Here is a 14,218-nt window from a genome sequence, read left to right on the forward strand (position 1 = left end):
CTTACGAATGAAAATAAATGTAAAAGATGAAAAAGCAATCCTTTCTTTTTGTGGTAATAATAGCTTTAGCCACAACAGTTTCAGCACAATCGAAAACCGTTGAATCAACTTGCAGCAAATCAAACTTTGCTTCCCAAACCGATAGTATAACAACCAAACAAACCGTAGGTATTGCCATTGATCTGCTTCCTCCAATTATGAGTGCCACAACCGGCAATCTGGGGTATTCGGCTCAATTGTGGTATGGATACAGGAAATTTCGGGTTCGCGGAGTAATTGCAGGTTTTCAGATGCCCGATAAATTGATGGGGAATAATGATTTTAAAGATTTGAAAACAACAGCCACAGCTTTGATTTTTGATTGTTTCAAAAACAACAATTTTGAAGGTTGGTGGCTGGGAGCAGGGGCAGAAATGTGGGACAACACAATCAGCTCGAAAATTGACAACAGGAGTTATGATTTTACAAATTATGTGATTACGGCCGGCAGTGGATACATCATCAAGCTGCATAAAAACTTTTACATTGAGCCTTGGGCTGCCCTGCACTATGTGTTAAATAACGAAAAAGTATCAGTTGGTACTACAGAATACAAAACCAAAAAGATTCAGGGGGAAGTATCGTTGAAAGTGGGTTGGCATTTTTAAGTGCATCAGCTAAATAATCGTAAAACAGAAGAATTGTACGTATTTTTAAAAGTATTTGGGAGTATTATTGATTTTCAATTTTGTAATTTAAAGAATGGATTTAAGTCTAGTTAAGTTTTTGTATAATAGTGTTTTAGATTGATTTGTGAGAGGTTGTTGTCAGTGGGTAAATCAGATTGTTTTAATTTTTAAGCCTGTTTGATTTAATAGAGACAGGATGTTTTTATACCTTCGTAAAATTTTTTATTTGAACAACCATTGAATAGAACAACTATGGCTACGATTATTAATGACGTTTCGAGAACCTTTAGTGAGTATTTAATTATTCCAGGACTAACTGCGGTCGATTGCACACCTGACAAAGTTAGCTTGATGACTCCATTGGTTAAATTTAAAAAAGGAGAATCTTCCAGAATCAATCTGAAAACACCTTTTGTATCTGCAATTATGCAATCTGTTTCCGATGATGGAATGGCTATTGCCTTGGCAAAAGAGGGTGGTGTGTCGTTTATTTTCGGTTCTCAGTCAATCGAGGAGCAGGCCAAAATGGTTAAGAAAGTAAAAAAACACAAAGCTGGTTTTGTAGAGAGCCGTGCTAATATTATGCCTGAACAAACTTTACAGGATGTAATTGCTTTAAAAGAAGAAACAGGATTTTCAACAATTGGGGTAACCAGTGATGGATCGGCAAATGGAAAATTTTTAGGGATTGTTACTGGCCGCGATTATCGATTAAGTAAGGATAGTTTGGATAAGAAGGTAAAAGAGTTCATGACTCCTATAGAGAATCTTGCTGTAGGTGAATATGGAATTAGCTTGACTGAGGCAAATGATATTATTTGGGATCACAAGTTAAATACTTTGCCTGTTATCGATAAAAAACAAAACCTGAAATACTTTGTTTTTAGAAAAGACTACGATAATCACAAAGAGTATCCGAATGAATTGCTGGATGATCATAAAAGACTAATTGTAGGAGCAGGTATTAATACCCGTGATTTTGAAGAGCGCGTACCTGCTTTGGTTGAAGCTGGTGTTGATGTTTTGTGTATCGATTCATCGGATGGATTTTCGGAATGGCAGAAAATTACCATAGAATATATAAAAGAACATTATAAGGGTAAGGTAGCCGTTGGAGCAGGAAACGTGGTTGATAAAGCTGGTTTTTTATATTTAGCCGAGGCTGGCGCCGATTTTGTTAAAGTTGGAGTTGGTGGTGGATCTATTTGCATTACCCGCGAGCAAAAAGGAATTGGCAGAGGTCAGGCAACAGCTTTAATTGAAGTAGCCGAAGCCCGCGATGAATATTTTAAGAAGACCGGAGAGTACATTCCTATTTGTTCCGATGGTGGAATTGTGATGGATTATCACATGACCCTTGCTCTGGCAATGGGAGCTGATTTTATGATGATGGGAAGATATTTTGCCCGTTTTGACGAGAGTCCGACCAGAAAACTATTAATTGGCAGTAACTATGTGAAGGAATATTGGGGCGAAGGTTCGAACAGAGCAAGAAACTGGCAGCGATATGATATGGGAGGTAAGAACAGTCTTAAGTTTGAAGAAGGTGTGGATAGTTTCGTTCCTTATGCCGGTAAATTGAAAGACAATTTAGATATTACCACAGGGAAAATTAAATCTACCATGTGTAGTTGTGGTGTTGCAACAATTTCTGCATTGCAGGCTGAAGCAAAAATTACCTTGGTTTCATCTACAAGTATTATCGAAGGTGGTGCTCATGATGTTATCGTTAAAGACACAAAGAACTAAACGATTTAAGTTTAAGTATATTTCCAGACCAAGCTAAAGAGCTTGGTCTTTTTTTGTATCTGCTAATCTTTTAGTATTTTGATGAAAAGGGCATTGTGTATATCTGTCATATTTGAATGGACAACAATTGAATCAGTGATTTGGAAAGTTTTTTTTGCACAGCTTCCTTCCTGATATTACATTGAAACATCGAAGTATAAGCTTCGATTTCGGATCTCATTTTTCCTAAATTTTGCTTTTAAAGAAATTCATTTGTTGTGAGATTCTAATTGGGTGAATATTAATGCAAATATGTACATATTCACTATCTTTAAAAGTTACCGCTAAAAAACTTCTTTATCTGGGAGGTATTATACGTATTGCTAACCTTTTAAAATATTCGTAATGAATAAAGAATTCGATGATATACAATTGGAAATTAGAAAATTTGTAGCTCCGGAATATATTTTCGGACTCGATTCAAGAGTTTACGTGGGTTTGTATTGTCAAAAGCTTGGCGGACGGAAAGTTTTGTTAGTTACCGACAACATAATTTTAAAATCACCATGGATATTGGAGGCGGAAGGTAAGTTGAAGGAAGCTGAAATTGACTATGTGATTTTCTCCAATGTTTCTCCTAATCCCAGAAATTACGAAGTAATGGAGGGAGCACAAATGTATAGCCAAAACAAGTGCAATATGATTCTGGCAATTGGAGGAGGGAGTGTTATCGACTGTGCGAAAGGAATTGGAATTATAGCTAACAACGGTGGAGATATCAGAGATTTTGAAGGAGTAGACAAAATATATAAGCCCATGCCTCCCTTAGTGTGTATTCCAACTACAGGAGGAACCTCAGCCGATGTTTCTCAGTTCGCAATCATCAATAATTACGAAGAGAAGTATAAGATGGCTATTATTAGTAAGGCAACTGTACCTGATGTGGCACTGATTGATCCCTATGTATTAACGAGTATGAATAAGCATTTAACCGCTTGCACCGGAATTGATGCCCTTTCTCACGCCTTTGAGGCGTTTGTATCTAATGCAAATTCAGCATTTACCGATTTATACGCACTCGAGGCAATCCGATTGCTGGATAAAAATTTATTGTCATCAGTACAAGAACCAAACAATTTGCAGGCAAGAGGAAAAGTAATGTTGGCAAGTCTTTATGCAGGATTGGCATTTTCAAATGCCAGTTTGGGATGCATTCATTCAATGGCTCATAGTTTGGGTGGGTATTTAGATTTACCACATGGTGAGTGTAATGCCATATTATTGCCACACGTTGTGAACTATAACTTTGATAAAGCCTCTGACAGATATAAAAAAATCGCAGAAACTCTGCAATTATCATCGGTGGGGATTAATAATCAGGAAAACAAAAAATCTCTGATGAACTACCTTTTTCAAATGAACAAAACATTAGGCGTTGATAAAACTCTTCAGCAAAAGGGGGTAACTTTAGATATAATTTCTGTCTTGTCAGGCAAAGCAATTCAAGATCCGTGTAATGCAACAAATCCGAGACCTCCGGTAAAAAAAGATTTGGAAGTTATTTATAAAGAAGCTTTATAATATGGAAGATAAATGGATTAGCGACCGAAATAAAATAATAGGCTTAGGTGAGAATTCACATAGGAAAAGCTACTATCCAGAGCTGCAAAATAAAATTGAAGAGTTGGAAGCTTCACGGAAGAATATGGATACCATTTTAAACAGCACCAGCGATGGAATAATCATTCATGATATTTTGGGTGATATTTTATTTTTAAACAAGCCTGCTGAATTATTATTGAATGCTGAATTGGGTGATAATTTAACGGTAATGGATATATCGGCCACCCAAAACAATATCGATAGTCTGCATGATATTTGGGACAAAGTAAGAAATGACAACCCGCAAACAATAGAATGGATTGTTTTACAAAATAAGACTAGAAAAGAAATACCCGTTCAGATTTCTATTAATAATACTTTTTGGAATGGGTTAGATGTTTTTGTAGCAGTTATTCGCGATTTTACGGTGCGCAAAGAATATGAAGAAAAGCTGTTGGAAGCTAAAAAAAAGGCAGAAGAAAGTGATCACTTAAAAACAGCTTTTTTACAGAATATGTCTCATGAAATTCGAACCCCCATGAATTCCATTATAGGGTTTTCGGCTTTACTTAACGAATCGGATTTATTACCTGAAAAACGTAAAAAATTTACATCTATAATAATTGATAATGGAAATCAGCTTCTATCAATCGTAAACGATATACTCACCATTTCTACTTTACAAACAAAGCAGGATAAGGTTTATCTGGAATCAACCGATGTTAATCAGGTTTTATCAGATTTATTGATTATTTACGAAAAACAGGCATTTTCCCGCCATTTATCAATTCAGCTTCATCGAGCACTATCCGATAAGGAATCGGTTGTATTTACTGATAAAACTAAAATAATTCAGATTTTAACTAATTTACTGAACAATGCTTTTAAATTTATTCATGAAGGTAGTATCGAGTTTGGATATCGGCTGATTGACGGGGATATAGTTTTTTATGTAACTGATAGTGGTATTGGCATATCGGAAGAGATGCAAACCATAATTTTTGAACGGTTTGTGCAGGCAAGTGATTTTGTGATGTCAAATTATGGCGGGAATGGATTAGGTTTAGCCATTTCAAAAGAATTCGTCGATTTGCTGGGTGGTAAAATTTGGGTGGAATCTGATGTAAACAAAGGCTCAACATTCTATTTTAGCATTAAGTACCTTCCTGTAAATAAAGAACCATACTAACTAATAATTACAGTGAAAAGAGTTAGACTAACACAAACGGATAATACTGGTTTTTTGCAGGTTTGGGAATTGTATGGGGATGCCTTTCCTGAAGAGGAACGTCGGGAGCTTGATTTACAAAAACAGATAATAAATCATGCAAATTATCATTTTGATATTGTGATTGTTGATGAGGTTTTTTCAGGTTTTATATTGTGGTGGCAATTTGAAGGACTGAGGTATATAGAACATTTGGCAATACCGATTGAATACAGGGGTAGAGGATATGGTAAAACAGTGGTTGAGCAGTTGATTTCTGAGAGTCACGAAATGATATAATACTGGAGGTGGAATTGCCGGATTGTGATAGCAGTAAGCGACGAATCGATTTTTACGAACGACTCGGATTTAAACTCAATACAATTGATTACAAACAACTCCCAATGCGAAAAAATGGTATTTCGCCTGAGATGTTTCTAATGACGTATCCCGATGAGCTAACAGCAGTAAAGCTGTCTTTTTTCAGAAAGAGTTTCAAAAGAATATGTTATGCTCCATATTTTGAATAGCTTAACTACTCACAAGCTATAATAAAACTGGCAGTTAAAAATTACTTAAACCAAAGCTGTCAAACGTAAATCAGAAGATCAGGTTTTTAGTTCTGACTGCTTTCTTGTCCAATTAAAAAATGACGAAAATCTCCGGGAAATAAGTCCGCCAAACAAAAAGATTGCTTATGTGCGGGTAGTATCTCTATTTTTGTATAATTGTTTTTAGCAGGAGAATAAGTTTGGTAAAATGCTGCATCCAATTTTCAGGCATGGGACAGCGAAAGTACAGAAGATTTTTTTTATTGTTTATCTAGAGGTCTCCGAGAACTTTAAATTCCTATTTTTGTTTTCAAATTTACGATTCGTATGAGATATTTTTTGATGTTGTTGGCTCTTGCTGTTGGTTGTTTGTTGCCAGTTCAGGCGAGTATAAATGCAAAGTTAGGTGTGTTTTTAAAAGCGCCGCTTATGGCAGCTTTGGTTAATTTTATGGTGGGTGGTTTTGTCCTTTTACTGGTAATTTTGGGCACCCGTACTCCAAATAACTTATTACTGGCAGCAAAGGAAGCTCCAATATATGCATGGATTGGCGGAATGATGGGCTCTATATTTGTTGGTTCAGTTATTTTTCTGATTCCACGACTGGGGGCAGCCTTAAGCTTTGGATTAATTGTAGCCGGTCAGTTGGTTTTCTCACTGGTTTTGGATCATTTTGGCATGTTTGGAGTACCTGTTCAACCCATTAACTGGGGACGTATTTTAGGAGTTTTACTCATCTTCGCAGGAATATTGGTGGTACAGAAGTTCTAAATGTAAAGCAGGTTGAAAAGCTGGTACTTTTAATACCCAGCGGACACCTTTATGCCGAAGATGCGCTTTATTTTATTTCCCTTGATAAAACTTTATCTGAAAAGTTAACATTTGGAATTACTACTGCCATTCCATTTAAAAAGAAGTTTACCAATAATAGTTACGAAACAATTGGAAATCATTTTACTGAAACTGATGAAAGTAACATCGTAATGTCTGCAATTCCAATCTGGTTTAAACTTAAATATACTTTTGCTTCGGGTAAAAAAGTGAATAGAATAAATCGAACCGATGATTTTAAAGAGAACAAGTTGAAAAAAGGATTTTAGTATCGCGTTATGTGCTTATTGTTTTTGATCAGTAAGATTTTTTAAAACCCATTAAATAAGCGTATAGGTAATTCAGAAGTTTTAAAGTTCTGATCAAACTTAATAAATCAATATACCTCTGCCTGTTTTAATGCACTTTTTAGTCACCTCACTCTAGCCTCTCATGAGGGAGGTAACTGCGAAAATGCAATCAGTAAAAACTCTCCTCCTCCCCACTTCTTACTTGCCGTTTTAGGTTTATCTGTTTGAGGAATCAGTTTCGGATTGTCGGGCATCGCACAAGTATAAACTTAGGGCGGAACGCTTCAAACTTGTGGCGGAACACTTCAAACTTACGGCGGAACACGTCAGACTTACGGCGGAATGCTTCAAACTTAGGGCGGAACGCTTCAAACTTAGGGCGGAATACTTCAGACTTATGGCGGAACACTTCAGACTTATGGCGGAACACTTCAGACTTGTTTGATAACTGTCTTCTCCTGAAATAGCTATAATTTAGGCAGTTGATTATTCCTCTTTAGAACTTGTTGCTTCTTCCTTTTTTTTCTCCTTTTTCCTTGGGACTTGATCCTTTTCCCTTGAAACTTGTCCTTATTCCTTCCTCAGCACCAAATCCGAAGCCTGCAGAATCTTTAATTTTAAATTCTCAGGATAATCAGGATGTTCAGCCAAAAACCGACGGGTAATATCTCCTGCTTCTTTTGATTGAAGTCCACTATAACTGGCACTTAACCAATTGGCAGGAAAGAAAATATCTCCGGTAACCTGAATCTCTTCCAGTAATTCCAAAGCCTGAGGCAAGTAGGTTAATGCTTCCTTTTCCCGCAACGGATGATTCAGATAGCTTAAACCATCTAAAACCCAGCGCTCAATTTCTCTGTTTTCCGCTTTGTGCAGACTCGCAAAGAACCCTTCGCGAACTTGCTGATTGGCCGACAGGGCAGGAGCTGCAAATTGCAAGCGTTTTTTACGATCAGGGTTTTTAATTCGTTCGATTTGTGTGGCAACAAGCTCTTCTGCTTTTTCAGGCATTTTAATGGCCAAATTAGCAGCTAAATCAGTTGCCTTGGTTTCCGAAAGACTGAATCCGCCAATTTTGGTTTCATCTTTCCAAGCATTAAAGAGTTGTTCCAAACGCACTTTGCTTTCGGCAATACTGCTTAATGTACTGAATAAGCTCGATTTCTTGCTCATATCCTTTTCCCCGTTCAATTGAACCCAAAGGCTGTCTTCCAAATGTTTCCCAATTTGTAACCTTTCTTCGGCACTTACATGAAGCCAATAAGCGGACTGCATATAAGATAACATGCGTTCCAAAATCAATGCGTTTTTTTCCTTTGCCAATTGTTTTTCGGCAGCAAGCACAAATTCTTTTCCGTTTATTTCTCCTTCACAAAGATTCTCATACAGGTTGATCCACGCCACTCCACGCACCAAATCATCTTTAATTTTGTGCATGTTTTCAAGAAGGAATTGCTTGGTTTTGACATCTAGTTTAAAAAAACCATAAGCATTGCCTTTTCCATTAAGGATGATGTAGTCGGGTGTTTTTTTGCCTGTTACTTCGGGAATCGAAAGCTGTGGCTGATTAAATTTCACAGATACTACTTCACTTGTTTCTTCATGGCCTAAAAGGATGTTTAAATCCTGGTTCCAGTCACCGGCATTTCCTTTGGCATCACTTTGCGTGATTGTCAAATCAGTAATCAAACCATTTTCACTTGAAATTGATGATGTTATTGCAGGCCTTCCTGCCTTGTCAACCCAAACCTTGCTCCATTGCTTTAAATCACTCGAAGTAGTTTCGTCTAAAATCGCAATCAAATCTTCCCAGCTGGCATTGCCGTAGGCATATTTTTTTAGATAGGTTTGCAAGCCTTTTTGCAGTTCTTCTTCACCCGTAATCCGTTCCAGCATATCCATTACAATGGGCGATTTGTGATAAATAATGCTTCCGTAAACCGATCCGGCATCTTTTAGGTTGGGTAATACCTGATTAATTGCATTGGCTCCGCTTGTGCGGTCAACAGCATAGGAACTCGGGAAATGAGCCATCTTAAATTTCAGTGCATGGTTCATATCCGGAAAGCTTGGGTTGGTAATTTTATCGGCAAGAAAATTGGCAAAAACCTCTTTCAGCCAAACCTGATCGAACCATTTCATAGTCACTAAATCGCCAAACCACATGTGAGCTGTTTCGTGGGCAATTAAATTTGCCCGGTACAATCTGTCGTTTTTGCTTGCATTTTTATCCAAAAACAATTTGGAAGCATTGTACAGTGTCGCTCCTGTGTGCTCCATTCCGCCATATTGAAAGGATGGAATCACCACAATATCATACTTTCCAAAAGGATAGGGTATATCGGTATATTCTTCCAGCCAATCGAGTGATTGAAACAACAAACGAAAGATTTCATCGGTATTACCGGCCAATTTTTCGGGATCGGTTTCGCGGTGATACATGGTGTGTTGATGTCCATTGTGTTTGCGCGTTATGGTTTCGAATTTACCGGCTGCAAAAGAGAACAGGTAGGTTGGCAGTTCTTTCGTGGTAAGAAATTTATAATGGCTTTTGTCTGCGTCTTCTTTAACTGATTCAATTTTACCATTGGCTATTGCCTTCCAGTTTTTTGGCACACTTAATGTCAATTGAAATTTGGCTTTTAGATTTGGCTGATCGAAGCATGGGAATACTGTTCTCGCTCTGTCCGGTACAAACAAGGTATACAGAAACTCATCGTTGCGATTCAAGGAGCTGTTTCCGGCTGTAAATTCAATTTCAATTTGATTTTTTCCTTTTATCAATTCCCCTTTCGGGATAATCAAATGCTCTGATTCAAAATGGTAGCCTGAATCTTTTCCATTGCAGATTACTTGATGGAGTAAGCTGGGATCTTCACGAAAATCAATTTGAAGATCCTGATCGGTTGATTGCAATTCGAAACTGATTTTATTGCTTCCCGGAATTGTTTTATTACGATCCTCAGGGATATCAAAATTCAGCTGATATTCCAGATTGGAGATATTCGCTTTTCGGTATGCTGCCATTGTTTTGGCTACGCCTGTTTCAATGTTTAATTGTTTTGTGTTTGCGGTGCATGCCGAAAAAAGCAATGCAATAAAAAGGAATAGTATTGATGTGTTTTTCATGTTGTAGGTTTAAGTTAGAGGAGGTAAAGATAAAAGTTTATGGAACAAAGAGGAATGATGAAAAGCAAAAAGCCCACTCGAAACAGATTTGTTCGGCGGGCTGATACATTGTGGTAAATTTCAACTTATTTTTCTCTAAAATTACTGCTGTCAAAAATTTTATTGGCATTGGCTGCGATAAAGCTTGAGAATAGCTGTCCGTTTTCATCCGGATAACGAATGGCAAATTCATAGAAGCATGCAGGTATTTCGTATACACCTTCTTCAAATTCAACTTTAATAATCTCGGAAAGGGTAGAGGACTGCTGCAGAAGCTTTTCAGGTGTGCCTTTAATTTCACCTCCCGAGGTGTTCATTTCAAAACCATTGTCTTTAATGAATTGATTCACTTTCTCGATGCTATTGTATTTCTGAAGTGCATTGATGCTGACTGTAAAGTGATTCACCCTAAATCCGTGAACGTAAAGCCAGGCCGCATATTCCGATTCGTTCCGCAAAAATTGATAATCGGCATAGCTTGGTTTTCCCCAAACACTTCCTTTGTGAATCAAATCGGGATCAGCATAATAGGCATTGCCCACTGAATTGAGTCTTCTTTTTATAGTCTTCTGAAATTCTTCGGAGAATTTGGAAAGTATTAATTCTGATATAAATACCCTTGGTACATTTTCCTCACTTGGGTGTTCCAAATGAACGGCGTTCAAGTGCTTATCTTCGAACACATATTCTCCTTTATATTCGTAGCCTGCTTTTATAAATTTCTTCGCCAAAACCTGAATGTTCATTCTTGGGTCATCGAAGGTTCGAAAAGCTACATGGTCATTAATTACCTGTTCCCCTTCTTTGGTGAATAAATCATGTATAGCCTGGGCAGAAGGATTTTGTTTTGTGTATTCCTTCCATAGCCTATGGAATATTTCTTGTTGCATAATCTGTATTTTAGTTAGTTGTACAGTAATTTATGAATTTTAATTGACTGGATTTATGTTTGAGGTCAGATTTCTTTTAAACATTTGCTCATGTACTATTGAAAATGCAAAAAAAATAACAAAAAAGGGTCTGTAGTCTTTAATTGTCAGGAAAGTATCGTCTAGAATCTGTTAGTTGATGTTTGCTTACGAAAGTAACTTGGATAGAGTCGCAAGAAGGAGTAGAAGATTTTCGACTTGATTCGCTTTTAGAGGTGAGATTTCTTCTTATTTCGATTAACTAAAATATATGCCTGATTTAAAGTAGATCTAGAAAATGAAACTGATCCCAAAAAATTTGAATGTTTTTGGAAAGATGTAAAATCAAAAAAGCCTCTGACTCAAAAGAATCGGAGGCCTTCTATTTATTTTGGCGGTCTGGACGAGACTCGAACTCGCGACCCCATGCGTGACAGGCATGTATTCTAACCAACTGAACTACCAAACCAAAATGTTCTGTGATTTGCTTATTGTAAGAGCAACAAATCAAAACTCTTTATTCTGGCGGTCTGGACGAGACTCGAACTCGCGACCCCATGCGTGACAGGCATGTATTCTAACCAACTGAACTACCAAACCAAAATATTCTGCGATTTGCTTATTGTAAGAGCAACAAATCAAAACTCTTTATTCTGGCGGTCTGGACGAGACTCGAACTCGCGACCCCATGCGTGACAGGCATGTATTCTAACCAACTGAACTACCAAACCAAAATATTCTGTGATTTGTTTATTGTAAGAGCAACAAATCAAAACTCTTTATTCTGGCGGTCTGGACGAGACTCGAACTCGCGACCCCATGCGTGACAGGCATGTATTCTAACCAACTGAACTACCAAACCAAAATATATATTCAAATTTCCGAAAAAGGAAATTACAAATCAAAAATAGTGCAAAGAACTTTTTCTTTTAGCGGTCTGGACGAGACTCGAACTCGCGACCCCATGCGTGACAGGCATGTATTCTAACCAACTGAACTACCAAACCTTTTTTTGATTGCGATGCAAAGATAATGCAAGTTTTCTTACTTGCAATATCTGTATGCAGTTTTTTTGACTGGAATTCTGCTTTAAGGTAGTAAAATAGCGGTTTTGAGCTTGTTACGCTGGTGAAAAAAATGCTTTTTTTTTGTAAAGATCTATTCTGATTCTTTTATCGACTTAAAGAAGCTGAAATTAACACTTCCGTAAACTCTTTTTTCAGTAAAATTTGGATGTTCAGAAAAGTCATTCGACGAACCGTGTTCAATAATTAAAAGACCATCTTCGGTGAGTAATTCCTTTTCGAAAACTAAATTGGGAATTGTTTCAAGAGATTTCATGGCGAATGGAGGATCGGCAAATATCAAATCAAATTTTTGAGGAAAATTCCGGAGAAATCTAAAAACATCCGATTTAATTACTTGAATTTGTTCAAACTTTAATTCTTTAATTGTTTTTTGAATAAAAGAAAAGTGGTTGTGATTTTTTTCCACACACATTACCTTTTCCGCTCCCCTGGAGGCAAATTCGTAACTAATACCTCCTGTACCACCAAAAAGATCTAAAACTTTTAAATCTTCAAAATCAATCACGTTGTTTAATACATTGAAAAGGCTTTCTTTGGCAAAATCGGTTGTTGGCCGAGCCTTAAAATTTTTATCCGGAGATATCCTTCTTCCCTTATGAGTCCCACTTACTATTCGCACCTGGATAAATTTAAAAGATTAATGAATTGATTGTATTCCTTGTGTGGAATACTTTTATTTATTCTAAACTCCGATGGAAGTATTTTAACCTCAACCTGACCTAGGTATTTTTTTAGTAAAAGAATTACATTGCTATCTTCCTGAACGAGTCCGTCAATAATTAGCCTGCTTCTCTCATTATTTAACTTTTGTTGTTTAAAGATGTTGAGAATATAGTAGGCTAAATCAGAACTTGCGCTGTATGAGAATGTGTTTATGAAATGTTTCCCGTTTCGATCTGGTATAATTACATGAAAAAAGTAATTCTGAATGTTCAAAAAAACCTGGGGGTGATTTTCAGCAATTTTTTGATTCAATGCCTCTTTGTAAAAGGGTAAACAATGATGATACAGCTTACTGTTTTTAAAGTGAGATTGAACAAATTCTTTAATGTTTTTAGGAAAAGAGAATACAATCCACGATTTTAATTCCGGAAGCTCATTCCATTCCAGACATTCATTTTTTTCAAGACAATGAGATAATTGAAACCCCTCATAAGCAAAGTCTTCCGAGAAAAATTCCGATGGAATAAGCAATACTTTATCTGAGATCCAAAGAAGCGAAACATCCCGAAAACTTAAATTTAAGAGTTCGTGGTTTCGAACAATTTCAATAAATGAATTTATTGGATTATTATCGCTGTTTGTTTTGAAAGGAATGAATTGATTCAACGCGATGCACTCCTTATGTCCGTTGAGTATAGAAAAAGAAAATCCATCCAGGCTTACCTGGATGGATAGGGTATATTCTTTTGTTTTGTTTTTATCAAATGATGAATCAACAAATACAAGGTCGCTCATGTATAATTTTATATTTATTCCCAGTTACCTGCGTTGTTGTTTGCTTCTTCAAGAGAACCAACCATTAAACCAGGATATTTATTTAAACGAATACGGTTTCCATTTTCTTCAAGAACTTCTTCGCGATATTCATCCATAAGATCATCAAAAATATCCATGTTGGAAACTTTTGCTTCAAAAACCTGAACTTTTACATTCGATCCGGTTACAAATACTGTTGCACCTAATTTAAATTGTTTTTGTCCTTTTGTAAATGGAACAAAACGTAAATTCTCGATTGCATATTCTTTTCCAAAAACAGTATCAAGAGCCGAAATCATTATTGTATCACGAGTGATGAATCCTTTCTTAACAGCTTCCTTTTCAGTCATACCAGCTTCAACTTGCTCATCAGTAAGAGAACCTATAGCTTTAATCAAAGGCATAGAGTCAGTTTTGATAAAATTAATTAAAGTGTCAAAACTTCCGGTATATTTACCATTAACATCTTTGTAAGCACCTTCTGCTTTACGGATATCTTTCAACTGTTCAATAATTCTAGCGTATCTTTGATCTTTGATTTTACCAAATTTAATCGGTTTCATAATGCTTTGGTAGCTTAAAAAAGCAAGAACAACAATAGCTATGGCAAGTAAGATTTGAAAGACTTTTTTCATTTTTATTCTTATTAGTTTGTAAGTTTGTCTGCAAATTTAAAAAAAAAATCTATTTGGTTATTT

11 protein-coding genes and 5 tRNA genes are annotated in these 14,218 nt (G+C 36.5%); 6 read left to right on the forward strand and 10 right to left on the reverse strand.

The annotated features are described in order from the left end of the window. Positions 1 to 26 precede the first annotated feature (26 nt). The 6 genes from GQR60_RS05165 to GQR60_RS05190 all read left to right on the forward strand — a co-directional run bounded on the left by GQR60_RS05165 (position 27) and on the right by GQR60_RS05190 (position 6,527). Positions 27 to 647, forward strand: coding sequence for a hypothetical protein (locus GQR60_RS05165; protein ID WP_124991906.1), 621 nt, complete (start codon positions 27 to 29; stop codon positions 645 to 647). 273 nt (positions 648 to 920) lie between these two features. Beyond that, complete coding sequence (locus GQR60_RS05170) at positions 921 to 2,417, forward strand: IMP dehydrogenase (protein WP_101310713.1); 1,497 nt, start codon at positions 921 to 923, stop codon at positions 2,415 to 2,417. 384 nt (positions 2,418 to 2,801) lie between these two features. Beyond that, a complete protein-coding gene (gene ercA, locus GQR60_RS05175) occupies positions 2,802 to 3,977 on the forward strand; it encodes an alcohol dehydrogenase-like regulatory protein ErcA (RefSeq protein ID WP_124991907.1) in 1,176 nt (391 codons plus the stop codon). 1 nt (position 3,978) lies between these two features. Next, positions 3,979 to 5,187, forward strand: coding sequence for a PAS domain-containing sensor histidine kinase (locus GQR60_RS05180; RefSeq protein ID WP_124991908.1), 1,209 nt, complete (start codon positions 3,979 to 3,981; stop codon positions 5,185 to 5,187). A 12-nt stretch (positions 5,188 to 5,199) separates the two neighbouring features. Further along, complete coding sequence (locus GQR60_RS05185; RefSeq protein ID WP_160463417.1) at positions 5,200 to 5,505, forward strand: GNAT family N-acetyltransferase; 306 nt, start codon at positions 5,200 to 5,202, stop codon at positions 5,503 to 5,505. A 578-nt stretch (positions 5,506 to 6,083) separates the two neighbouring features. Further along, positions 6,084 to 6,527 (forward strand): DMT family transporter, encoded by a 444-nt coding sequence (locus tag GQR60_RS05190; protein WP_124991910.1) that lies wholly within the window; start codon positions 6,084 to 6,086, stop codon positions 6,525 to 6,527. Between the two features lie 920 nt (positions 6,528 to 7,447). On the opposite strand, the gene GQR60_RS05195 is transcribed toward GQR60_RS05190, so the two are convergent. From GQR60_RS05195 to GQR60_RS05240, 10 genes are all read right to left on the reverse strand, one after another. Continuing rightward, positions 7,448 to 10,006: a M1 family metallopeptidase gene (locus tag GQR60_RS05195; protein ID WP_124991911.1), complete on the reverse strand. Its 2,559-nt coding sequence runs from the start codon at positions 10,004 to 10,006 to the stop codon at positions 7,448 to 7,450. 125 nt (positions 10,007 to 10,131) lie between these two features. Next, a complete protein-coding gene (locus GQR60_RS05200; protein WP_191991591.1) occupies positions 10,132 to 10,935 on the reverse strand; it encodes a DUF1338 domain-containing protein in 804 nt (267 codons plus the stop codon). A 410-nt stretch (positions 10,936 to 11,345) separates the two neighbouring features. After that, positions 11,346 to 11,422: transfer RNA gene (locus GQR60_RS05205), tRNA-Asp, on the reverse strand. Between the two features lie 54 nt (positions 11,423 to 11,476). Next, positions 11,477 to 11,553: transfer RNA gene (locus GQR60_RS05210), tRNA-Asp, on the reverse strand. A 54-nt stretch (positions 11,554 to 11,607) separates the two neighbouring features. Beyond that, positions 11,608 to 11,684 (reverse strand) — tRNA-Asp (locus GQR60_RS05215). A 54-nt stretch (positions 11,685 to 11,738) separates the two neighbouring features. Continuing rightward, positions 11,739 to 11,815: transfer RNA gene (locus GQR60_RS05220), tRNA-Asp, on the reverse strand. A gap of 71 nt (positions 11,816 to 11,886) precedes the next feature. After that, a tRNA-Asp gene (locus GQR60_RS05225) sits at positions 11,887 to 11,960 on the reverse strand. Positions 11,961 to 12,111: 151 nt separating this feature from the next. Further along, on the reverse strand, positions 12,112 to 12,660 hold the full coding sequence (rsmD, locus tag GQR60_RS05230; RefSeq protein ID WP_124991913.1) for a 16S rRNA (guanine(966)-N(2))-methyltransferase RsmD: 549 nt from the start codon (positions 12,658 to 12,660) through the stop codon (positions 12,112 to 12,114). Then, positions 12,651 to 13,499, reverse strand: coding sequence for a DUF3822 family protein (locus GQR60_RS05235; protein WP_124991914.1), 849 nt, complete (start codon positions 13,497 to 13,499; stop codon positions 12,651 to 12,653). The genes rsmD and GQR60_RS05235 overlap by 10 nt, the downstream gene beginning before the upstream one ends. A 14-nt stretch (positions 13,500 to 13,513) precedes the next feature. Beyond that, positions 13,514 to 14,155, reverse strand: coding sequence for a hypothetical protein (locus GQR60_RS05240; protein WP_124991915.1), 642 nt, complete (start codon positions 14,153 to 14,155; stop codon positions 13,514 to 13,516). Between the last annotated feature and the right edge of the window lie 63 nt (positions 14,156 to 14,218).

The organism is Labilibaculum euxinicum, from assembly GCF_009795715.1.
GTDB classification, from domain to species: domain Bacteria; phylum Bacteroidota; class Bacteroidia; order Bacteroidales; family Marinifilaceae; genus Labilibaculum; species Labilibaculum euxinus.

Coding starts and splice junctions, on each gene's coding strand:
- GQR60_RS05165 (WP_124991906.1), top strand. CDS start 27: ATGAAAAAGCAATCCTTTCTTTTTGTGGTAATAATAGCTTTAGCCACA.
- GQR60_RS05170 (WP_101310713.1), top strand. CDS start 921: ATGGCTACGATTATTAATGACGTTTCGAGAACCTTTAGTGAGTATTTA.
- ercA (WP_124991907.1), top strand. CDS start 2,802: ATGAATAAAGAATTCGATGATATACAATTGGAAATTAGAAAATTTGTA.
- GQR60_RS05180 (WP_124991908.1), top strand. CDS start 3,979: ATGGAAGATAAATGGATTAGCGACCGAAATAAAATAATAGGCTTAGGT.
- GQR60_RS05190 (WP_124991910.1), top strand. CDS start 6,084: ATGAGATATTTTTTGATGTTGTTGGCTCTTGCTGTTGGTTGTTTGTTG.
- GQR60_RS05195 (WP_124991911.1), bottom strand. CDS start 10,006: ATGAAAAACACATCAATACTATTCCTTTTTATTGCATTGCTTTTTTCG.
- GQR60_RS05200 (WP_191991591.1), bottom strand. CDS start 10,935: ATGCAACAAGAAATATTCCATAGGCTATGGAAGGAATACACAAAACAA.
- GQR60_RS05235 (WP_124991914.1), bottom strand. CDS start 13,499: ATGAGCGACCTTGTATTTGTTGATTCATCATTTGATAAAAACAAAACA.
- GQR60_RS05240 (WP_124991915.1), bottom strand. CDS start 14,155: ATGAAAAAAGTCTTTCAAATCTTACTTGCCATAGCTATTGTTGTTCTT.